19 protein-coding genes are annotated in these 21,888 nt (G+C 66.2%); 5 read left to right on the plus strand and 14 right to left on the minus strand.

Annotation, left to right across the window (positions count from 1 at the left end):
- Positions 1–47: 47 nt before the first annotated feature.
- The 5 genes from uvrC to MNQ99_RS11040 form a co-directional block, all read right to left on the minus strand.
- A complete protein-coding gene (uvrC, locus tag MNQ99_RS11020) occupies positions 48–2,141 on the minus strand; it encodes an excinuclease ABC subunit UvrC (protein WP_241912974.1) in 2,094 nt (697 codons plus the stop codon).
- A gap of 49 nt (positions 2,142–2,190) precedes the next feature.
- Positions 2,191–2,856: a lysophospholipid acyltransferase family protein gene (locus tag MNQ99_RS11025; protein ID WP_241912975.1), complete on the minus strand. Its 666-nt coding sequence runs from the start codon at positions 2,854–2,856 to the stop codon at positions 2,191–2,193.
- The gene (locus MNQ99_RS11030; RefSeq protein ID WP_338423090.1) at positions 2,853–3,569 is read right to left on the minus strand and encodes an HAD hydrolase-like protein; all 717 of its coding nucleotides are present in this window, start codon (positions 3,567–3,569) and stop codon (positions 2,853–2,855) included. The genes MNQ99_RS11025 and MNQ99_RS11030 overlap by 4 nt, the downstream gene beginning before the upstream one ends.
- A gap of 74 nt (positions 3,570–3,643) precedes the next feature.
- Positions 3,644–6,490, minus strand: coding sequence for an excinuclease ABC subunit UvrA (gene uvrA, locus MNQ99_RS11035; protein ID WP_241912976.1), 2,847 nt, complete (start codon positions 6,488–6,490; stop codon positions 3,644–3,646).
- 286 nt (positions 6,491–6,776) lie between these two features.
- Positions 6,777–7,160: a GntR family transcriptional regulator gene (locus MNQ99_RS11040; protein ID WP_127514569.1), complete on the minus strand. Its 384-nt coding sequence runs from the start codon at positions 7,158–7,160 to the stop codon at positions 6,777–6,779.
- A 106-nt stretch (positions 7,161–7,266) separates the two neighbouring features.
- Between MNQ99_RS11040 and MNQ99_RS11045 the strand changes: the two genes are divergently transcribed.
- Entirely contained in the window at positions 7,267–7,911 is a 645-nt protein-coding gene (locus tag MNQ99_RS11045) for an MBL fold metallo-hydrolase (protein WP_241912977.1), read from the plus strand.
- Between the two features lie 80 nt (positions 7,912–7,991).
- Here the strand turns inward: MNQ99_RS11045 and MNQ99_RS11050 are convergent, their stop codons facing one another.
- The 5 genes from MNQ99_RS11050 to MNQ99_RS11070 form a co-directional block, all read right to left on the minus strand.
- Positions 7,992–9,002, minus strand: a complete 1,011-nt coding sequence (locus MNQ99_RS11050; RefSeq protein WP_338423127.1) for a DNA topoisomerase IB — start codon at positions 9,000–9,002, stop codon at positions 7,992–7,994.
- Positions 8,966–9,409 carry a hypothetical protein gene (locus MNQ99_RS11055; protein WP_127514575.1) on the minus strand — a complete coding sequence of 148 codons (444 nt, stop codon included), beginning with the start codon at positions 9,407–9,409 and terminating at the stop codon, positions 8,966–8,968. The genes MNQ99_RS11050 and MNQ99_RS11055 overlap by 37 nt, the downstream gene beginning before the upstream one ends.
- A gap of 264 nt (positions 9,410–9,673) precedes the next feature.
- Complete coding sequence (locus tag MNQ99_RS11060; RefSeq protein ID WP_164745500.1) at positions 9,674–9,964, minus strand: hypothetical protein; 291 nt, start codon at positions 9,962–9,964, stop codon at positions 9,674–9,676.
- A 339-nt stretch (positions 9,965–10,303) separates the two neighbouring features.
- The gene (locus MNQ99_RS11065; RefSeq protein WP_127514579.1) at positions 10,304–10,522 is read right to left on the minus strand and encodes a CsbD family protein; all 219 of its coding nucleotides are present in this window, start codon (positions 10,520–10,522) and stop codon (positions 10,304–10,306) included.
- A 119-nt stretch (positions 10,523–10,641) separates the two neighbouring features.
- Positions 10,642–11,352, minus strand: coding sequence for a PIG-L deacetylase family protein (locus MNQ99_RS11070; RefSeq protein ID WP_241912979.1), 711 nt, complete (start codon positions 11,350–11,352; stop codon positions 10,642–10,644).
- A 204-nt stretch (positions 11,353–11,556) separates the two neighbouring features.
- Here MNQ99_RS11070 and MNQ99_RS11075 point away from each other — a divergent pair, with 204 nt between their 5' ends.
- Entirely contained in the window at positions 11,557–12,453 is an 897-nt protein-coding gene (locus MNQ99_RS11075) for an SDR family oxidoreductase (protein ID WP_241912980.1), read from the plus strand.
- Between the two features lie 74 nt (positions 12,454–12,527).
- Here MNQ99_RS11075 and MNQ99_RS11080 read toward each other — a convergent pair whose 3' ends face one another.
- Positions 12,528–13,304: a trans-aconitate 2-methyltransferase gene (locus MNQ99_RS11080; protein WP_241912981.1), complete on the minus strand. Its 777-nt coding sequence runs from the start codon at positions 13,302–13,304 to the stop codon at positions 12,528–12,530.
- Between the two features lie 80 nt (positions 13,305–13,384).
- On the opposite strand from MNQ99_RS11080, the gene MNQ99_RS11085 reads away from it, so the two are divergent.
- Entirely contained in the window at positions 13,385–15,937 is a 2,553-nt protein-coding gene (locus tag MNQ99_RS11085; RefSeq protein WP_241912982.1) for a DEAD/DEAH box helicase, read from the plus strand.
- Positions 15,938–16,000: 63 nt separating this feature from the next.
- Here MNQ99_RS11085 and MNQ99_RS11090 read toward each other — a convergent pair whose 3' ends face one another.
- Entirely contained in the window at positions 16,001–17,497 is a 1,497-nt protein-coding gene (locus MNQ99_RS11090; RefSeq protein ID WP_241912983.1) for an AAA family ATPase, read from the minus strand.
- Between the two features lie 48 nt (positions 17,498–17,545).
- On the opposite strand from MNQ99_RS11090, the gene MNQ99_RS11095 reads away from it, so the two are divergent.
- A complete protein-coding gene (locus MNQ99_RS11095; RefSeq protein WP_127514587.1) occupies positions 17,546–18,037 on the plus strand; it encodes a GNAT family N-acetyltransferase in 492 nt (163 codons plus the stop codon).
- Positions 18,034–19,338 carry an alpha/beta fold hydrolase gene (locus tag MNQ99_RS11100; protein ID WP_241912984.1) on the plus strand — a complete coding sequence of 435 codons (1,305 nt, stop codon included), beginning with the start codon at positions 18,034–18,036 and terminating at the stop codon, positions 19,336–19,338. Before MNQ99_RS11095 ends, MNQ99_RS11100 begins: the two co-directional genes overlap by 4 nt.
- Here MNQ99_RS11100 and MNQ99_RS11105 read toward each other — a convergent pair.
- Together MNQ99_RS11105 and MNQ99_RS11110 are read right to left on the minus strand one after the other, a co-directional pair.
- Positions 19,335–20,657, minus strand: coding sequence for an MFS transporter (locus MNQ99_RS11105; protein ID WP_241912985.1), 1,323 nt, complete (start codon positions 20,655–20,657; stop codon positions 19,335–19,337). The two genes, MNQ99_RS11100 and MNQ99_RS11105, sit on opposite strands and share 4 nt — an antisense overlap.
- Positions 20,658–20,696: 39 nt before the next feature.
- Positions 20,697–21,767: a TerC family protein gene (locus MNQ99_RS11110; RefSeq protein ID WP_241912986.1), complete on the minus strand. Its 1,071-nt coding sequence runs from the start codon at positions 21,765–21,767 to the stop codon at positions 20,697–20,699.
- Positions 21,768–21,888: the final 121 nt, after the last annotated feature.

Raw genomic sequence — 21,888 nt, forward strand, 5'->3', positions numbered from 1 at the left:
TACCATCCATCCCGACCACACACCCCTCGATTTCAGCTCTAGCCTAACTAAGATTCGATGATTTCGCCGGTCGCCATATTCACTGCCGGCGCGGCGTCGTCCGCGGCCCCGGGCGCCAGCTGCCGCCTCAGTGACGCGGCCATCGCGGGGCCGATGCCCGGCACCTGCTGCAGCTCTTCGACGCTGGCTGCCTTCAGCTTCTTCGCCGAGCCGAAATGTTTCAGTAGTGCCTTACGCTTGGCCGGCCCCAGTCCCTGCACACCGTCCAGCACGGAGACCGTCATGGCCTTGCCTCGCTTCTGCCGATGGTAGGCGATCGCGAAGCGGTGGGCCTCGTCGCGGATGCGCTGCAGCAGGAACAGCCCCTCGGACGTGCGCGGCAGGATCACCGGGAAATCGTCGCCGGGCAGCCACACCTCTTCCAGCCGTTTGGCCAGGCCCACCACGAACACGTCGCTGATGCCCAGGTCGGCCAGTGCGCGGGAGGCCGCGGCAACCTGCGGCGGCCCGCCGTCGACCACCACCAGATTGGGCGGGTAGGCGAACTTGGTCTTCGGCGCCGGCGTCAAGGTCTCCTCGAGCACGGTGTCGTTCGGCACCGCTTCTTCCAGCACGGTCTGTTTCGTCACGGCCGCGTCCGGCACGGCCTCGCCGCGCACGACGGCGGTGTCCCCGCCGTCCGCGGGAGGCTGCGCCGGCGCAGCGGTTGGTTCGGCGGCGGCCGGAGCTGCCAGGCGTCCCTGATCAACCAAATAGTTCCGGAACCGCCGGCTGATGACGTCGTACATGGCCGAGGTGTCGTCGCGGGCGGCGTCGCCGGTGATCGCGAAGCGGCGGTAATCGGATTTCTTCGGCAGCCCGTCTTCCACCACCACCATGGAGGCCACCACGTTGGTGCCCTGGACATGGGAGATGTCGTAGCACTCGATCCGCAGCAGCGCGACCGGAAGATCCAACGCCTCCTGCAGTTGCTGCAGGCCGGCCGAACGCGTGGTGATGTCCCCGGCCCGCCGGCTCTTGTGCAGCGCCAGGGCCTGTTCGGCGTTTTCCCGGACGGTGGAGATCAAGGCAGCCTTGTCGCCGCGTTTGGGCACGTGGATCTGCACTTTGCTGCCGCGCAGCGTGCTCAGCCAGGCCTGCAGCTCGGCGGCGTTCTCCGGCTCCTGCGGCAGCATCACCTGGCGCGGGATCCGGTCCGGTCCGTCGGCGTCGCCGTACACCTGTTGCAGCAGGTGCTCGGCCAAGTCCGCGGTGCTCTGGTCCTCGACCTTTTCCACCACCCAGCCCCGCTGGCCGCGGATCCGGCCGCCGCGCACGTGGAACACCTGGACGGCCGCCTCCAGCTCGTCCTGCGCCAGCGCAAACACGTCGGCGTCGGTGTCTTCGCTGAGCACCACGGCATTGCGTTCGAAGACCCGCCGCAGCGCGGCTATGTCGTCGCGGTGCCGCGCCGCCGACTCGTAGTCGAGTTCAGCCACCGCCGCCGCCATCTTCTTTTCCAGCGCACGGATGAACCGGTCGGCTTCCCCGCCCATGAACGCACAGAACTCGGCGGCCAGCGCCTTGTGGTCCTCCGGCGAGATCCGCCCTACGCAGGGCGCCGAGCACTTGTCGATGTAGCCCAGCAGGCACGGCCGGCCGGTGCGCTGGGCGCGGTTGAACACGCCGGTGCTGCAGCTACGGACCGGGAAAACCCGCAGCAGCGTGTCCACGGTTTCGCGGATCGCTTTGGCCGGATAGTACGGGCCGAAGTACTTCACGCCCTTGCGCCGCTCCCCGCGCATCACCTGGACGCGCGGGAACTTCTCCCCCATGGTCACGGCCAGGTAGGGGTAGGACTTGTCGTCCCGGAACATGATGTTGAAGCGCGGCGTGAACTCTTTGATCCACGTGTACTCGAGCTGGATGGCTTCCAGTTCGCTGCCCACGATCGTCCACTCCACCGAAGCCGCCGTATGCACCATCGCATAGGTCTTGGGCAGCAGGTTCTTGGGACTGGCGAAGTAGTTGTTGAGCCTCGATCGCAGGTTCTTCGCCTTGCCCACGTAGATGACGCGGCCGTGCTCGTCCCGGAAGCGGTAGACGCCGGGATTGGTGGGGATCTCCCCCGTCCGCGGACGGTAGGACGCCGGATCAGCCATTGTCGGTCACTCCCTTCGTCATCTCAGTCCTGATCTGCCGTCCGGCCGGTTACTCCGACGGCGTCTTGTTATAGCTGTGTGAGCGGTCCTGGCCCGTCAGGTCCGCGATCGCGTCCATGATCTGGTCCGTCGCCGAGCGGCGTGCCGGCAGCGAATGCTGCGGCCCGGTCCGCTCGAAGTACAGCGGTTTGCCGATCCTGACGGTGAAGTGTTTCGGCCGGACCGTCATCCTTCCGGCGGGCTGAAGCTGTTCGGTGCCGATCAGCCCTACCGGCAGCACCGGTGCTCCGGTGGTCAGGGCCAGCCATCCCACACCGGTTCGCCCGCGGTAAAGCTTGCCGTCACGGGACCGTGTTCCTTCAGGATAGATCCCAAAAGCCTCGTTGCGCCCCAGCACGTCCACCGCGCTCTGCAGCGCCGCCACGCTGGCCGCCTGCTCGCCCCGTTCCACCGGAATCGAGCCCACACTGCTGAAGAACCAGCGCATGGCAGCCCCCTTGGGCCCCCTCGAGGTGAAGTACTCGGCCTTGGCAAAGAAAGCGACCTTGCGCGGCATCATGGCCTGGATGATGATGCTGTCCAGAAAGGACAGATGGTTCGGGGCGACGATCACCGGACCGGCGTCGGGAAAGTTGTCGATGCCTTCAATGGTCGGCCGGCAACTGCCCCGGAGGGCGGCGCGGAACGAGGCACGGGTCAGTTCGAACGTCTTCATGCGGCCGGAACCGGTCCACCGGCCGAGGCAGCCTCGGGTTGGCCAACCGCCAGCCGTCCGATGACGGCTTCGAGTTCCGGCATGGAATGCACGACGGCGGAAGCACCGGCGGCTTCCAACTCGCCGTCGGCGGCGAATCCCCAACTGACCCCGATGCCCGGAATGCCGAGATGGCGCGCAGCAGCCATGTCGTAGAGTCGGTCGCCGACCATCATCACCGGCCCGAATTCGTCCGCGGCCTCCAGCGCAGCCTGCAGGATCGGCACCTTGCCGAGTCCCGGATCGTCAGGTGCCGGATCGTCGCCGTCGGCGCCGTGGATGCCCTCGAAGAAAGTGTCCAGGCCCTTCAGGCGGAGGAGTTCGCGGGCCAGGCCGGTCGGTTTCTGCGTGGCAACCGCCAACGTCATGCCCGCCGCCAGGAGCCGCTCCAGCAATTCGGCGATGCCGGGGTACACGCGGCTTGCCGCCATCCCGTGCGCACGGTAGCCCGCGCGGTACAGGGCGATCACTTCGCCGAGCCTGTCCTCCGGCACGCCCGCGCCACGCAACGAATCGCCGAGCGGCGGTCCCACCAACGTCCCCAGCATGTCCTCCGACGGAACGGGCAGTCCGGCACACTCCAAGGCACCGGCAATTCCACTGGTGATAGCGCCCGCGGGGTCAACAAGGGTTCCGTCAAGGTCGAACAAGACCAGCGCAGGCAAATGAGTCACCCGGGCATTTTCCCACAAATCCGCGGATCGGCCGGAATCCATTCCTGCGGCGGAATATGTCATCCCGTCGCGGCTCACTGGCGAACGATTGCCTCCGCCAGGAACCGGCCGGTATGGCTCCCCTCGGCTGCCGCAACCTGCTCAGGTGTACCGCTGGCAATGATTTGACCGCCGCCGGAGCCGCCTTCGGGACCCATATCCACTACCCAGTCCGCACTCTTGATCACATCGAGGTTGTGTTCGATGGTGATCACGGTGTTGCCCTTGTCCACCAGACCCTGCAGCACCTGCAGCAGCTTCCGGATGTCCTCAAAGTGCAGGCCGGTGGTCGGTTCGTCCAGCACATAAACGCTGCGCCCGTTCGAGCGCCGCTGCAGTTCGCTGGCGAGCTTGACGCGCTGCGCCTCACCGCCGGACAGCGTGGTGGCGGGCTGGCCCAGCCGGACATAGCCCAGCCCGACGTCCACCAGGGTCCGCAGGTGGCGGGCAATCGGGGTGAACGCGGCAAAGAAATCCGCCGCCTCCTCGATCGGCATGTCCAGCACCTCGGCAATGGTCTTGCCCTTGTAGTGGACTTCCAGCGTCTCCCGGTTGTAGCGCGCGCCGTGGCAGACCTCGCACGGGACATAGACGTCCGGCAGGAAGTTCATTTCGATCTTCAGTGTGCCGTCGCCCGAGCACGCTTCGCAGCGGCCGCCCTTCACGTTGAAGGAGAACCTGCCGGGCAGGTAGCCGCGAAGCTTGGCCTCGTTGGTCTCGGCGAACAACTTGCGGATGTTGTCGAAGACACCCGTGTAGGTGGCCGGATTGGACCGGGGGGTGCGTCCGATCGGGCTCTGGTCCACGTGGATCACCTTGTCAAGCTGGTCCAGCCCTTCCACCCTGGTGTGCCGGCCGGCAACGTGCTTGGCCCCGTTGAGCTTGTTGGCCAACACCTTGTAGAGGATGTCGTTGACCAGGGTCGATTTGCCGGAGCCGCTGACGCCGGTGACCGCGGTGAAGACGCCCAGCGGGAACTGCGCGTCGATGCCGCGGAGATTGTTCTCCCGCGCACCGACCACCTTCAACTGACGCTTCTTGTCCACCTTCCGGCGCTTGGCGGGAAGCTCAATCCGGCGGCGGCCGGACAAGTAGTCGCCGGTGATGGAACGTGTGTTCTCCAGCAGTTCCTGCAGGGAACCGGAATGGACCACTTCGCCGCCGTGTTCACCGGCACCCGGTCCGATGTCCACAATCCAGTCGGCCTCAGCGATGGTGTCCTCGTCGTGCTCAACCACAATCAGGGTGTTGCCCAGATCGCGCAAGCGGGTCAAGGTCTCGATCAGCCGCCGGTTGTCCCGCTGGTGCAAGCCGATCGAGGGCTCGTCCAGCACGTAGAGGACGCCGACCAAACCGGAACCGATCTGGGTTGCCAGCCGGATGCGCTGGGCCTCGCCGCCGGACAACGTGCCGGCCGCCCGTTCCAGGTTCAGATACTCCAAGCCAACATCCAGCAGGAAGCGCAGCCGCGCCTGGATCTCGATGAGGACCTGGTGGCCAATCTGCGCTTCGCGGGACGTCAGGTCCAGGCCGTCCAGGAAGGAGCTGGCCTCGCGCAGCGGCAGGGCGGAAACGTCCGCAATGGACTTGCCGTTGATCAGCACGGACAGCGAGGCAGGGTTCAGCCGTGCGCCGTTGCACTCCGGGCAGGGCACTTCCCGCATGTATTCCTTGTAGCGGTCCCGGGCCATTTCGGACTCGGTTTCCTCATGCTTGCGGTGGATGTACTGGAAGGCGCCTTCGAAGCCGGTGGAGTATTTACGCTCCCGTCCGAAGCGGTTGCGGTACTGCACCACCACTTTGAAGTCCTTGCCGAGCAGCACGGCGTCGCGGACCTTCTTCGGCAGGTTCTTCCACGGCTCGTCCATGGAGAATCCGAGCTCGTGCGAGAGACCTTCGAGCAGCCGGGTCCAATATTCCTGGGTGGCCTTGCCGAGCGACCAGGGGGCGATGGCGCCGTCGGCCAGGCTCCGGTCCGGATCCGGGACCACCAGGTCCACGTCGACTTCGAGCTTGCTGCCAATGCCGGTGCAGGCGGGGCAGGCGCCGAACGGATTGTTGAACGAGAACGAGCGCGGTTCAATCTCGTCGATGGCCAGCGGGTGCTCGTTCGGGCAGGCCAGGTGTTCGGAGAAGGCACGGGTACGGCCCGGGTCGTCCTCGTCGACGTCCACGAAGTCGGCCAGCACCCGGCCCTCCGCCAGCGCCAGGGCGGTCTCCACCGAGTCGGTCAGCCGCTGGTGGATACCGTCTTTGGCCACCAGTCGGTCCACCACCACCTCGATGGTGTGTTTGTACTGCTTGCCCAGCTTCGGCGGTTCGGACAGCTGCGCCTGCTTGCCGTCCACCTTGGCGCGGGAAAATCCCTTGGCGCTCAGTTCCTTGAACAGGTCGACGAACTCGCCCTTGCGGCCGCGCACCACCGGTGCCAGGACCTGGAAGCGCGTCCCCTCGGGCAACTCCTGCAGCTGATCCACAATCTGCTGCGGCGTCTGTTTCTCCACCGGCTCACCGCACTGCGGACAGAAGGGCCGGCCCACCCGGGCCCACAGCAGGCGCAGGTAGTCGTAGATCTCCGTGATGGTTCCGACGGTGGATCGCGGGTTCCGGCTGGTGGATTTCTGGTCAATCGACACCGCAGGCGACAGTCCCTCGATGAAATCGACATCGGGCTTGTCCACCTGACCCAGGAACATCCGCGCGTAGGACGACAGCGATTCCACGTACCGGCGCTGGCCCTCGGCAAAGATCGTGTCGAAAGCCAGGGACGACTTTCCGGAGCCGGACAGCCCGGTGAAGACGATCATGGAGTCGCGGGGAAGATCCACACTGACGTTCTGGAGGTTATGCTCGCGGGCGCCCTTGACGACCAAGCGTGACATATCCGCGGGGTGGGAAACGGGGGTGGCGGACTCCGAATCGGTCGCCGGGACGGACGTTTCACTTGCTTTTAGCACGGTATCTACTCTAATCGAAAATTCGTTCGAACTTGTATTACATCGGTCACGGCCGGCGGCTACCGCGGACAACCACTGTCCGCATTTGGCGCGGCCTGGCGCCATCGCAAAGCACGACGGCGCGGCTCGGCAACGATTCTTGGGCCGGCTTCGGTGGGGCCCGGGTCTCCTGCTTGATCTGCTAGGTGTTATCCGGCTACTTGATACAGCGCTACTTGATGCCGTGGCGTTCCATGGCGGCCTTGGCGGCGGCCAGGGCCTCCTTCGTGCCGATTCCCTGACCGTGAACCGCCAGCGCGAATGCTTCGGCGGCGTCGCCCAATTGTTGCCGGGCCTTGCCCGCTCCGGCGCTGACCACCGTGCCGGCCCGGCCGTGCGTTTCCACCCGGCCGGCGGTTTCCAGCTCCCGGTACGCGCGGGCCACCGTATTCGGCACCACACCCAAATGATCGGCCAGCCGCCGGACGGGCGGCAGTTTGGTGCCCACCGGCAATTCCCCGGCATCGGCCGCTTCAATGATCCGCAGCCTCAGTTGCTCGAACAGCGGCACGGCGCTGTCACGGTTCATCCGCCAGTCAAAACCACTCGCTTCCATCGCCCGCGCCCCCTCCTCGTCGTGTCCGCAGCAACCGGCCTGTCCACTGCTACAACCAGAATGACATCCGGAGCCGCCCGGGTCGACTGTAGGTAGGCTGGGACGCATGTTGCTTCATGAAGATCCTGCAGTCACTATCCGCGGCATTTCGGTTTCCGACATGGATAACAACGTTTATCTGCTGACAGCCAAAAAATCCGGCGCGCAGGTACTGATTGATGCTGCCGACGACTTTCCGGCCATTGAACATCTCCTGCGCGACGGGGCCGCGGATGCGGCCGGTCCCGCCAAAGTCGAGTTGATCATCACCACGCACAGCCATTGGGACCATGTCCGCGCCTTGCCGGACGCGGTAGCCGCCACCGGGGCCAAGACAGCCGCCGGCGCGGAGGATATTCCTGCGATCGAAGTGCCGACCGATGTTTCGCTCGAGCATCAGGACGTGGGCCGGTTCGATGGATTCTCGCTGGAGGCCATCAAGCTGCGAGGACACACCCCCGGCTCGGTGGCGCTGCTCTACCGCGCCCCGGACGGCCCCGCACATGTTTTCACCGGCGACTCGCTGTTTCCCGGCGGAGTGGGCAATACACAGAAGGATCCGGAGCGCTTTGCCACCCTCTTCAACGACGTCCACGACCGATTGTTCGGATACCTGCCTGACGACACCGTGATCCATCCCGGACACGGCAAGGGAACAACGCTTGGCGCGGAGCGGCCCCATCTGGACGAGTGGAAATCCCGCGGCTGGTAGGCAGGCGTCAACAACCCCGACAGACGTGGACGTTGGGGGGAATCCCGCCTGCCGGGGCTCTCTCATTCTAGCGCCGCGGGCTATTTCTGTTCCTCGTTGCCAAGGAAAGACGGCAGGCTGCGCTCGGCCGCGGAATAGGTGACGGCATCCGGAATCTGGCCGTCCATGAAGCGGTCCACCAGCCGCGGATCGACATACGATGAGCGGGCAATGGCGGGCGTGTTGCCAAGGCGCTCTGCCACGGCTTTGATGGCGGCCACCACTGCTTTGCGCCGGGCCGTGATGCCGGGCTTGCCGTCATAGCGAGCCAGTTCAACCGCGGCGGCGACGGTCCCTTGCCAAGTCCGGAAATCTTTGGCACTGAAATCCTGCCCGCAGAGCCCATGAATGAAATCGTTCAGCTCGGAAGCCGCCAGTCCGGACCAGCTCCCGTCGTCGTTGCGGTAGCCAACGGCGGGATCATCCGCCTGCTTCCCTCTGGCCATGGCCAGCCATGCGGCGAGGTCCGGATCCTTCACTTCCACGTCCCACTGCAGCCCGCTCTTGCCCGGAAAATCCAGCTTGATGGTGTCCTCGTGCACTAGGACATGGCGCACCAGCAAGGTGGTCACCCCGTAGGACCCGTTGTCCTCGGCATAGACGTCGGAGCCGATCCGCAATGACGCACTGTCAAGCAAGCGGAACGCCGCGGCGCAGGCCACCTCCGGAGTGGTGTCCCCCGACCTGAGCAGCAACGTCACCCTCCGGCGTGCAGCCGTCAGGGTTCGGCCGAAGGCCAGCGCGCGTTCGAACTTCTCCCGGTCCCTGAGTTCGCGCCAACGGGGATGGTAGATGTATTGCCGCCGCCCGGCGTCGTCCGTTCCCGCAGCCTGGATATGGCCGTTCTCCGCCGGTGAGATCCACACGTCGGACCATGCCGGTGGAACCGCCAGCGCCTTGACCCTGCGGAGCTCGTCGCCGGAAAGTTTCGAACCATCGGGGTGGCGGTAGGAGAATCCGGTCCCGTGCCGCCGGCGGGATATGCCGGGAGCACGGATGTTGCTCCGCCGCAGCCTCAGACGGGTACCTCCATCTTGAAGCCGCAGCGGCAGCGCAGGATTTCAACGTTTACGCGTACCGTCGGCAGCGGGCCGGTCTCCGGCGAACTTGCATCGACAGGATCGAGGATGGCTTGATCGACTCGTTCCACCGGCTGCATCGGTTCCCCGCAGTGCATGTAGCCCTCGGCACCGAAATCGATCCCTACCGTCCCTGTTTCCGACGCGGGCACCTTGAAGGTCTGATGGCCGTAATAGCCCTCGCAATGACTGCACCAGTAGCTAACGTCCCACCGCGGCAGTGCAGGAGCGCCCGGCCCCGGCGGAAGCAGCGTGACATCGTCGAAAACCAGGTACTCGTCGCTGTTGCAGGCGGAGCACCAAGGATCCGGCAACGCGCCCCCGGATCCCCCGAAATCGTACTCGCCGGCATGGGCACGTGAACTGTCGTTGGCGATCATGATCGTCCGCCCCTTCTCATCAACATCAATATTGGTAAGGCTACTGTCTATAACTATACCGAAGCCGGGGAGTGCGGCACATGAGGCGGCACACAGCAAGGGAGTGGCTTCTGCCGCCACAGGCGCGGGCAGCTTGCATCCACCCGAAGCCGCAGTCAGGCGCTTTTCGGGCACCGCACACACGGCAGCGAAGAGGACGGCGCCATGTTTCTGCTTCTCGCGTTATGCCCGCCACGGCGACTTCGAGGTGGCCAGGAGACCGGCCTAGAAGTCTCCGCCATACAGCGAATCCGGCGGCTCGCTTCCGATCCCGCCGTAGAGCCCGCGGATTCGACGTTTGCTGGCCTTCAGCGCATCCCTGCTGTCCCGCCGGTCCAACTCGACGCGCAGCTCCTCAAGGCGGAACTCGGTCTCTGGCTCCGCCGCCCCGAATTGGATACTCTCCCGTTCGAGTTGCCGCATGGCCCTGCCGTACAACGCCAGCAGCTCGGGGTCGCCGAGGAGAGCCAACTCCACCGGAAACTCGTCCGCGGGAGGCAGGTGACGATGCCGCATTAGGTTCCCCCCGAACCTAAACGCGCCACTCCTGACCGACCGGCAGTTGACCCGTCCACGCGCTGCCTCCAGGTAGCCCCGGGAGCCGATTCGGCTCCACTGCAGTGAGCTTACAAGCGCTTCTCCCCCGCGGCAACGAATGGCAACGAATCACCAAACATCGCGGCGCCATCTTTTGCGGCGTCGGGATGGTGACACGCTAAAGCACGGGACACTACAGGCATCCCGGCCCAAAACACCTGACTGGAGCCGGGGTCTCGACAACCAGGTCTCGCTCGCTTGACGCCGGAAGCCTCCGCGAACCAGTAGTCCACGGAGGCTCCCCAGTTGGCGAAACGCTTAGCGCAAGCCGCCACCTTCGGTGTCATCGGTGGCCCGGTCGGCGTCCTCGTTCAGATGGGCCTTGGCATCGGCCAGCTTGTCCTTGGCCTCGCCCTCGACCTGCTGGGCCTTGCCCTTCATCTCGCGCGACTTGTCATCGGTCGCGTCGCCGACGGCTTCGTTTACCTTGCCCGTGACCTTGTCTTTCGCAGCATCGAACTTGTCGCCAATACCCATGACAGCACCTCTTTCGGTTCAGGATTTCAACAGGTGCAGCCAGATTACATCGCCTCACGCAAAGTAGAAAGCTTGCTGACCTTTTCCGCGAGTTGACGCAGGAAACCTCAATGCCCCCGCTACAGCCCGAACACTTCGAAGCTGATGCGGGGCCGGCCGCCGGTCACCAGGGCGAGCTGCTCCGCCGCCTGTTCCTCCACGGGCCGGTCGCTGAGCGCCTCCAGATAGCGACGATGCGCGGACAGCGAGCGCAGCGCACAGTCCAGCGCACGCTGTCCGACGTCGAGATAATGCGTGGGCCGGGTGGAGGCGACTGCCGTCCACGAAACGGTGTGCGGCCGATGCCCTTGCTCTGCCAACTCCGGAAAGATCCATTCGTTGCCGGCATCGGCCACTGCATTCAGGACCGACCGGCCCATGACCTGATGGTCCTGCGAGTTCCACGCTCCCGGACCCCAGGTGTCCCGGTGATTCAGTGTCACTACGACGTCGGGCCGAAAGGTCCTGATCTCGCGGGCAAGATCGCGGCGCAGCTGGAGCGTTTCCTCCAGCCGGCCATCCGGATAATCCAGGAACGACACTTCCTCGACCCCCACCGCTTGGCAGGCGGCCCGCTGCTCCTGTTCGCGCAGCGGAACGGCCTCATGGGGAGGCAGGCCGGCAATGCCGGCCTCTCCCCGGGTCGCCAAGACGTACGCGACGTCCTTGCCCTGTCCGGTCCATTCGGCGACAGCCGCCGCGATCCCGTACTCGGGATCATCGGGATGCGCCATCAGGACCAGCGCCCGGCGCCAGTCGACAGGGAGGGGTATCAGGTCAAGCGGAGCCATGGTGACGCCCTTTCCGGGTTGTTGCGGTCCAGCTGACGAGCCGTCCGGCTCTGGCGGCCGGGCTTTGCGGCCGATGCTCTACGGCGTAGGGTGGCGATACGATCAGCATACTGACCATCTTGGCCGTCCGGACCTCACCGTCCCGCTTCAACGCAGCCATGGCTGCCGGGTGCCTCCGGAACCGGCCGCAGGAAGGAGCCACCGATGACATCGGATCAGTACACGTTCCAGAACCCCGTTGACCGCTACCCCAGCATCTCGCCGCCGAAGCAGAGCCAGCCGGAGCCCGGGCTGGACAAGGAATTGGAACCGAAGACCGACCGCGGCGAAGAGTCGTACCGCGGCACCGGCAGGCTGGCCGGCCGCAGGGCCCTCATCACCGGGGCCGACTCCGGCATCGGTGCAGCCGTTGCCATTGGTTTCGCGCGGGAAGGCGCCGACGTCGCCCTTTCCTATCTGCCTGCGGAAGAATCCGACGCCCAGCACATCGCGTCCGTGATCGAGAAAGACGGGCGGAAGGCGGTGCTGCTGCCGGGCGACATTTCGGACGCCGCCGCCTCCCGGGATTTGGTAGCCAAGGCGGTCGAGCAACTGGGCGGCCTGGACATCCTGGTCAACAACGCCGGCCGGCAGATCGCCGTCGAACAGATCGAAGACATCAGCGACGAGCAGTTCGAGGACACGTTCCGCACGAACATCTTCGCCATCTTCTGGATTACCAAGGCGGCGGTGCCGCTCATGCCGCCCGGTTCGACGATCATCAACACCACGTCGGTCCAGGCCTACAACCCGTCGCCCTTCCTGCTGGACTATGCCTCCACCAAGGCCGCCATCAACAACTTCACCAAGGGCTTGGCCCAGCAGTTGGCCAGCCGGGGCATCCGGGTCAATGCGGTGGCCCCCGGGCCCTTCTGGACTCCGCTACAGGTCAGCGAAGGCCAGCCCAAGGACAAGCTGCCCGAGTTCGGCAAGAACGTGCCGCTGGGCCGCGCCGGACAACCCACTGAGCTCGCTCCGGCCTACGTCTACCTGGCCTCGCCGGAGTCAAGCTACGTTTCCGGCGAGACGCTGAACGTCAATGGCGGGACGCCCACGCCCTGACCCGGCCCCACACCCCGCCACCAGACGGGGCAACGGAGGGGAACGTGTCGGAGGAAACCTGGGACCAGTCAGCCTCAGCCGAGCTTGCGCCCCACGGCAAAAATCCTGCGAAAACCAAAGACTGTGCCATGTTCGGATTCCGGGTAGGCATCGCGCAGCAGCGTGGCGTACTCCGATTCGAACTTGGCCGCTTCGGCGGCCTGCAAAGCCGCCAGGACCGGACGCAGCCCGGTGCCCCGGACCCATTCCAGGACCGGATCCGGGCCGTGCAGCAGTTGCTGGTAGGTGCTCTCCCAGACATCGGCCTCACAGCCTTCGTCCAACAGCAGCTCCAGGTAGTCCTGCGGTTCGGACACGGCATCCTCATGCCGGAGCACCCCGTCCAACCGACGGTGCCAGTGCGGCGCACCGGCCAGCGCCCGCATGAGCGCATGCGAGGGTGCAGCAAAGTTACCCGGCACTTGGACGGCCAGCCATGCACCGGGCTTCAGGGCACGCAGCCACGAACGCATCAGGTCCTGGTGCCCTGGCACCCACTGGAGTGCGGCATTGGAGACCAGCACATCCAGCCCGTCCGGCGGTGTCCAGTCGCGGATATCCCCGGGCACAAACTCCGTGTTGGCCGGATTGTCCCGCTGCCTGGCCTGGCGGATCATCTCCGCCGAGGAATCCACCCCGGTGACCCTGGCACCGGGCCAGCGCTCGGCGAGCGCAGCCGTCAGATTGCCGGGGCCGCAGCCCAGATCCACCACGAGGGCAGGCTCGGTGGCAGCGATGCGGCCGGTCAGGTCGAAGAACGGACGGTTCCGGTAGCCGGCGTACTCAACGTACTTGTGCGGGTCCCAGTGCATGGGCAGTACGTTACGCCACGGATGATGCCGACCGGCGCCCCGCATGGTCCCGCCGCGCCAGCGCCTAAGCTGGAGAGAACATGAATCTTCTCCAACTGCTGCCGGACACCGGCACTGCCTCAGATCCCGACGACGTCTACACCTGGTTCACCGAGTGGGTCGCATCCCGCGGCATGTCGCTCTACCCTGCCCAGGACGAAGCCGTCATGGAGCTGGTCACCGGAAACAACGTCATCCTGGCCACCCCCACCGGGTCCGGAAAGTCGATGGTGGCGATCGCCGCCCACTTCCATGCCATGTCCACCGGGTCTGTCAGCTACTACACGGCCCCGATCAAGGCGCTGGTGTCGGAAAAGTTCTTCGCCCTGTGCGACATCTTCGGACCGGAGAACGTCGGCATGGTCACCGGCGACTCGGCGGTGAACCAGGATGCCCCAATCATCTGCTGCACCGCCGAGATCCTGGCCAACATCGCGCTGCGCGAAGGCTCCGCGGCGGCCCTCGGCACGGTGATCATGGACGAGTTCCACTACTACTCCGATCCGCAGCGCGGCTGGGCGTGGCAGGTCCCGCTGCTCGAACTGCCCCAGGCGCAGTTCCTGCTGATGTCCGCGACGCTGGGCGACGTCACCCGGTTCGAGAAGGAACTCACCGACCTCACCGGCAAGACGACGGTCACCGTGAGTTCCGCTGAGCGCCCGATTCCGCTGCACTACTACTACGTGCAGACCAGCGTGCAGGAATCGCTGGAAGAACTGCTGTCCACCAAGCAGGTGCCCGTTTACGTGGTGCACTTCAGCCAACTGGAGGCCATCGAGCGCGCCCAGAACCTGATGAGCGTCAACGTCTGCACCCGCGAGGAGAAGGACCGCATTGCGGAGCTGATCTCCGGCTTCCGCTTCGCGGCCGGTTTCGGCAAGACGCTCAACCGCCTGGTCCGGCACGGCATCGGCGTCCACCACGCGGGCATGCTGCCCAAATACCGCCGGCTGGTGGAACAACTGGCCCAGGCCGGACTGCTGAAGGTCATCTGCGGGACGGACACCTTGGGCGTGGGCATCAACGTGCCCATCCGCACCGTGCTGCTCACTGCCTTGAGCAAGTACGACGGCGTGCGCACCCGCCTGCTCAACGCCCGCGAATTCCACCAGATCGCCGGACGCGCAGGCCGGGCCGGGTACGACACGGCGGGCACCGTCGTCGTGCAGGCCCCGGAACACGTGGTGGAGAACACCAAGGCGATGGCCAAGGCCGTGGCGAAGTTTGGCGACGACCAGAAAAAGCTGCGCCAGGTGGTGAAGAAGAAGCCGCCGACCGGCTTTGTGAGTTGGGGCGAGCCGACCTTCCACAAGCTGGTGGAGAGCGACCCTGAGCCGCTGACATCCAGCTTCACGATCAGCCATGCGATGCTGCTGAACGTTCTGGAGCGTCCCGGGGACCCGTTCGCCGCCGCCAAGCGGCTGCTGACCCGCAACCACGAAACGCGCGCTTCGCAGCTGAAGCTGATCCGGAAGGCACTGGGCATCTACCGGGAGCTGGTGGTCTCCGGCCTGGTGGAACGGCTGGACGCCCCGGATGAGAACGGTCACCTTGTCCGGCTGAAGGTGGACCTGCAGCCGAACTTCGCCCTGAACCAGCCGCTCTCTCCGTTCGCCGTCGCCAGTCTGGACCTTCTGGACCCCGACGGCGGCAGCTACTCCCTGGACGTGGTGTCAATCATCGAGGCCACGCTGGAGAAACCCCGCCAAATCCTCTCGGCCCAGGAAAAGAAGGCCCGCGGCGAAGCGGTGGCCGCCATGAAGGCGGACGGAATTGAGTACGACCAGCGGATGGCCCTGCTGGACGAGGTCACCTATCCGCGGCCGCTGGCCGAGTTGCTCGAGGCAGCCTTCGAGACCTACCGGCACGGAGCCCCATGGCTGGGCGATTTCGAACTCGCGCCGAAATCGGTCATCCGGGACATGTACGAACGGGCGATGAACTTTGCCGAGTTTGTGCAGTTCTACGGACTGGCCCGGAGCGAAGGCATTGTTCTCCGCTACCTGACCGACGGCTACAAGGCCCTGCGCCAGACGGTGCCAGCCGACGCGCTGCGCGAGGACCTGGCCGACATCATTGCGTGGCTGGGTGAACTGGTACGCCAGGTGGACTCCAGCCTGCTGGACGAGTGGGAAGAACTGGCCGCCGGCAAGGGCGCAGCCGATCTGGCCGCCGAACACGCCGCCGAATCGGTGCTCACCAAAGAGCCGCCGAAGCTGACCGACAACATCAGGGCCTTCCGCGTGATGGTGCGAAACGAGCTGTTCCGCCGGGTAGAGCTTTTTGCCGACGAGCAGGAAGAAGAGCTGGGCGCCCTGGATGCCGAGGCAGGCTGGGATGCAGACCGTTGGGCCGACGCGATGGACGCCTACTTCGAGGAATACGACGACATCGGCACCGGGCCCGACGCACGCGGCCCGGCGTTGCTGATCATCGAGGAGCAGCCGGCGGTCTGGAAGCTGCGGCAGATCTTCGACGACCCGGCCGGCAACCGGGACTGGGGCATCAGCGCAGAGGTGGACTTGGCCGCCAGCAACGAAACCGGTTCCGCTGCCGTCCGAATTCTCGACGTCGGCCCCGTCGGCGGAGCCTGAGCAGGTCCGCTCGCAGACCTGCCGGCCAAACACCGAGTCCGGGAGAGGTTCCCCAGCTTGTGCCTAGGATTCGTCCGAGTCCAGTTGCAGCTCGCTGGCGTAGGCGAAGTAGCCGCTGGAACCGGTCGCTGCCGGCGGCCCTGCGGCCTGCATCCGCGACAGGGGTCCGCCCGGTCCTCCGCCGCCGCCATCGCTGCCCAGCAGGCTGCGGGTGAGGGCTTCGCCGTCGGCCATCAGTTCGTCGACTGCGGCCAGCAGGTCCGCGTCGCCGGGTTCGCTGCCTCTGGCGGCCGCGGCCACCACCGTCCGGCGTACCAGCTCGCGGGCGAACGATGCGGTGGTGCCGGCGGTTCGTTCCGCGGCCTGCGCTATTGCCTCGCTTCCAAAGGCAAGGCTGCGCGCGTAGAGCCGGATCAAGGCCTCGCGTTGCTCGGTGTTCGGCCGCGGGATCTCCACCGCCAGATCCACCCGGCCGGGCCGCTGCGCGAGCGCGTGTTCCAGCGCTTCCACCCTGTTGGTGGTCAGCACGAAGGCAACGTCGGCGTCGTCGTCGAGCCCATCCATCGCGTCCAGGACTTCGAACAGCAGTGGCTGGGGCCCGTGGCCAAAGCTGCGGTCTTCGGCAATCAGGTCGCAGTCTTCCAGCACCACGATCGACGGCTGCAGTGCGCGGGCCATCCTGGCCGCCTCGGAGATGAAGGCGAGGGAACCGCCGGAGAGCAGGATCGCCGTTGTGCCCTCGCTGCGGGAGAGCAGGTGGCGGACGGTATGTGTCTTTCCGGTGCCGGGCGGGCCGTACAGCAGGACGCCCCGCTTGAGGTGCTGGCCCAGTCTGCGCAGGTTGTCGCGCGCCTCGGCCATCTCCACCACATGCCGGGCTATCCGTGCCAGGACCCCGGGGGCAAGGATCACGTCGCAGGCTGCCACCTGCGGGCGCTCGTGGAAGGTCACGCCGGCACCGGTGGCGCCGAATTCCTGCATGGTGAACGAAACCACCTGTCCCTTCAGCACGCTTTGGGTGCGCATTCGCTCGCGAAACGCGGTCAGGAACCCGGCCACCGCGTCCGGCTCGGGAGACAAAACTTCCAGCATGGCCGCAGTTTGTCCGAAGCGGGGATTTGCCGCCCGGATCAGCACCGCCAGCGGGTGGCCGTTGCGGCGGAACAAGCGCATGCCGAGGGCCAATGCCTGCCGCTGCTGCGCGGGTCCGATGGCCAAGTTGGTGTAGTCCGGCTGGCCTACCGGGAAGCCTCCGTACTGCGAAGCGTGCTGCAGGATGTCGCTCAGCGACATGTGGTGGCGTTGATCGCCGCCGCCGATTCCGATCAGCCCGCTCTCCGGGTCCTCGCCGGCGAAGGCCGCCAGGATGATGTCGGCGTCCGCCAACCGGTGCCCCGGGATCTCCTCCACGACGGTCGGCAGGTCGCGGACGTCGGTTTCCAGGTAGCTGCCCAGCCGGTCCAGGAGGTTGTCCCCGCGGACCGTGGCTTGCTGCGCCTGTTGTGCCAGTGCCACCAGCGCAGCGAAGTTGTCAACGAATTTCCCCAACGTCCCGTCCATGGACCGACCCTACCAACGCGGCCTGCTTCCGGACGATAGGCTCTGAACATGTCTATGATCCGCCCTGCTGAAGAAGCCGATGTCCCCGTCCTCCTGGAATTGATCCGCGATCTGGCGGTCTATGAGAAGGAACCGGACGCGGTCAAGACCACACCGGACCAGCTGCGTGACGCGCTGTTCTCGGCTCAGCCGTCGGTCTTCGCACACGTCGCCGAAGACGACGGCGGCGTGCAGGGTTTCGCGCTCTGGTTCCGGAATTTCTCCACCTGGGAGGGCGTCCACGGCATCTATCTGGAGGACCTCTACGTGCGGCCGGAGGCCCGCGGCCGCGGCTACGGCAAGTCCCTGCTGCAGACGTTGGCCAGCCATGCGGTGGAGTCCGGCTACGCCCGGGTGGAGTGGGCGGTGCTGAACTGGAACAGCCCGTCCATCGATTTCTACCGCAGCCTGGGCGCCCGCCCGCAGGAGGAATGGTCAACGTTCCGGCTGACCGGCGATGCCCTGTCCGCCTTCGGGGCGGTGGATCGAGTGTCCCTGTGACCGGGCAGCCACACCGGGTGGCCGGCGCGTACCGCCTCCGCCGGCTGCGGACAACGGAGCATTTCTTCACCGTTCCACTGGACCATGCCGATCCCGGCGGCGAAACGCTGGAGGTCTTTGCCCGGGACTATTCATCCTTGGAGCACGACGACGACTCGGCCTCACGGCTGCCCTGGCTGCTGTTCCTGCAGGGCGGGCCCGGTGGCCGCGGCAACCGGGTCACCTCGCTGAGCGGCTGGATGAAAGAAGCGGCCAAGTCCTTCCGGATCCTGATGCTGGACCAGCGGGGCACCGGCCTATCCGCTCCGGTGAACCGGCAGACCTTGCCGCTGCGCGGGGGCGCCGCGGAGCAGGCGGATTACCTGACGCGTTTCCGCGCGGACTCTATTGTGCGGGACGCCGAACTGATCCGGCGGCAGCTCGGCAGCGGTCCGTGGAGTATCTTCGGTCAAAGCTACGGCGGTTTCTGCGCCCTGACCTACCTGTCACTCGCCCCGGAAGGGCTGCAGGAAGTCCTGATCACCGGCGGCCTGGCCCCACTGGCGGGAGGAGCAGACCGGGTCTACCGGGCCACCTTCCCCCGGGTGGAGGCACGCAACCGGGAGTACTTCGACCGGTATCCGCAGGACCGTGAGCGGGTCACCGCCGTGGCACGGCATCTGGACGCGGTGCCCGAGTACCTGCCCTCCGGTGAGCGGCTGACCACTGGCCGCTTCCAAATGGCCGGGCAGTTCCTGGGCGGCAACACCCGGGTCGATGCGCTGCACTACCTGCTGGAAGACGCCTTCGTCCAGACTCCGACCGGCCAGCGGCTCTCCGATACCTTCCTTGAGCAGGTCGCGACGCTGGTCAGCCGGGCCACCAACCCGCTGTACGCGCTGATGCACGAGTCGATCTACGCCCAGGGCGAAGCGACGAACTGGGCCGCGTGGCGCGTCCTGGGGGACTTCCCGCAATTCGCCCCGGAGGCCGCGGAGCCGCTGCTGACCGGCGAGATGATCTACCCTTGGTACTTCGAGCAGGATCCGGCACTGGTCCCGCTCCGCGAGGTCGCCGACCTGCTCGCGGCCAAGTCCGATTGGCCCGCCCTCTACGACCTCAGCCGCCTGGCCGGGAACACCGTCCCGGTGGCCGCCGCCGTGTACCGCGACGATATCTACGTAGAGCGCGGACTGTCGCTGGAGACGGCAGGCCAGGTCAACGGGCTCCAGGTCTGGGAAACCGACGAGTTCCATCATGACGGCATTGCCGACGACGGCGAGGCCATCTTCGCCCGGCTGCTCGGCATGGTCCGGAACTAGCTGACAGCTCCCGCGCGCACATCCCGCCGCCAGGCAGTGGCAGCGGCACCCAGCAGGACCGCGGCGACGACTGCCGCGGCCGCGTTCAGGCCCGCGAACCCCAGAGCGGCCAGCACCGGTCCGGAGAACGCGGCGCCCAAGGCCCCGGCCGCCCCCATGAGCGTGTCGGACAAGCCCTGGGCAGGAATGCGTCCCGCATCCGGGACGGATTCGGCCAGCAGGGTGGATCCGGCGATCACCGAGGCAGACCAGCCCAGGCCCAGCAACATCAGTCCGGCACCCACCAGCCAGGTGTCCTGCTCCCCCACCCCCGCTAGTGCGGCGGCGGCGAGCAGCATCAGCTGTCCGAGGATGATGGTTGGGGTTCGACCGAGCCGGTCGGTCAGCCAGCCCATCAGCGGCGAGAGCGCATACATCCCGGCCATATGCAGTGAGATGGTGAAGCCGATGATCGCGAACGTGTCGGTCTGGCTGTGCTGGTGTCCGCCCGCTTGGTCCAGCGCTTGCAGGTGAACCGGCGTCATGGACATGACCGCCACCATCACCAGGTGGGCGCCCACCACCGCGGACAGCCCGAGCATTGCCATCGGCTGCTGGCGCACCGCGGCCATCCCGGTGCGCAGCGTTCCGCGGCGTTGGACCGGGAGGGATTCTTCGGGGCCGGGGCCGGTGCCGCGCGAGCGTGCGTAGCGCAGCGGGTCGGGCCGCAGCCCCATCAGCAGCAGGGTGGCGCCAATGGCCATGCCGGCCATCGAGAACAGGAAGGGGCCGGACGACTCCGGCAACCCGAGCGCGGCACCCAGCTCGGCGCCCGGCCGGATCAGGTTGGGCCCCGCGACGGCGCCCACGGTGATGGACCAGACGACGAAAGCCAGGTCCCTGCCCCGATGCTGGGGCTCGGCCAGGTCCACCGCGGCAAAGCGGGCCTGCAGGTTGGCTGCGTTTCCGACCCCCAGCAGGGCCGAGCCGGCCAGCAGCACCGCAAAAGATCCGGTGACCGGTGCGAGCGCCATCAGCGCCGAACCCAGCAGGGCCAGCAGCAGGCCGGTGACCAGCGCGCGCCGGCGTCCTGAACGGGCGGCGGCACCGGCCAACGGCAGGGCGGCCAGCGCGGCGGCCAGCGAAATCGCCATGGTGGACGTTCCCGCCAGCGCCTCGCTGCCGGTGAGTTCTACCGCGAGCAGTGAGCCGATGGCCAGCCCCGCGCCGTGGCCCAGGCCGCTGAACAGCTGGGCCAGGGACAGGGAAATGACAACGCGGCGCTGGACGGCCCTCGTGCGAGGGTCTGCGTTCAGCGCCGCGTTGCTTTGTTCTTTCACACGCCGAGCCTAGTCGACAGTCAACCGGTCATACGTGTGTTATTCGGTGTCGGACTTGGCCCGTTCTGCGTCCGTGGCCGGCTCGTCGGACTTGGCCCGTTCTGCGTCCTTGGCCAGCCGCGCGTCGACGGCGGCCTGGCGCCCGGCGGGGCTGAGCAGGCTGGCGACCGTGGCGACCACCAGGGTGCCGATGATCACGGCCAACGACAACCCGGTGCTGATCTCCGGGATCCACTCGATGTGCTGGCCGCCGTTGATGAACGGCAGCTCGTTCTCGTGCAGGGCGTGGAAGATCAGCTTTACGCCGATGAAGGCCAGGATCACTGACAGGCCGTGCTTCAGGTAGACCAGTCGGTCCATCAACCCGCCGAGCAGGAAGTAGAGCTGGCGCAGGCCCATCAACGCGAAGATGTTTGCGGTGAACACGATGAAGGCGCTCTGGGTCAGGCCGAAGATCGCCGGGATGGAGTCCACCGCGAACAGCAGGTCGGTCATGCCGATGGTGATGAAGACCATGACCATCGGGGTGAACAGGCGCTTGCCGTCCACCGTGGTCCGCAGCTTGTTGCCGTCGTAGTGCTCGCTGACCGGCAGCTTCTTGGTCAACCGGGCCACCAGTCCGGACTCGGACCCTTCTTCCTCGTCCTCGCCGGAGTCGGTGGCCTGCTTCCAGGCGGTCCAGAGCAGGAAGGCACCGAAGATGTAGAAGACCCAGCTGAAGTGGGCAATCACGGTGGCGCCCAGCAGGATGAAGATACCGCGCAGGATCAGCGCAATGATGATGCCGAACATCAGCACTTCCTGCTGGTACTTCCGCGGTACGGAGAACCTGGCCATGATGATGATGAAGACGAACAGGTTGTCCACGCTGAGGCTGTATTCGGTGATCCAGCCTGCGACGAACTCTTGGCCGTAGTCCGGCCCGGCCTGCCAGAACAGCATGCCGGCGAAGATCAGGGCCAGGGTGACGTAGAAGCCCACCCACAGTCCGGCTTCCTTCATGGACGGTTCGTGCGGCCGCTTGACCACGTAGAGCAGGTCAAACAGCAGGATGATGCCCAGGACCACAAACGAGATGATCTCAAAGGGCAGCGATAATTGGTCCGACACGGAACCTTGCCTTTCACAGAAGATGCCGCGCGCGTGCGGTGCGCGGGTGCGAGTGTTCGCCGCAAGTCTCTCCGCCTGCCCTGATCGGCCAGGCCACTGCGCCCGGCGGGGCTTCGATGCC

The sequence above is a fragment of the Arthrobacter sulfonylureivorans genome (assembly GCF_022637435.1).
Classification (GTDB): domain Bacteria; phylum Actinomycetota; class Actinomycetes; order Actinomycetales; family Micrococcaceae; genus Crystallibacter; species Crystallibacter sulfonylureivorans.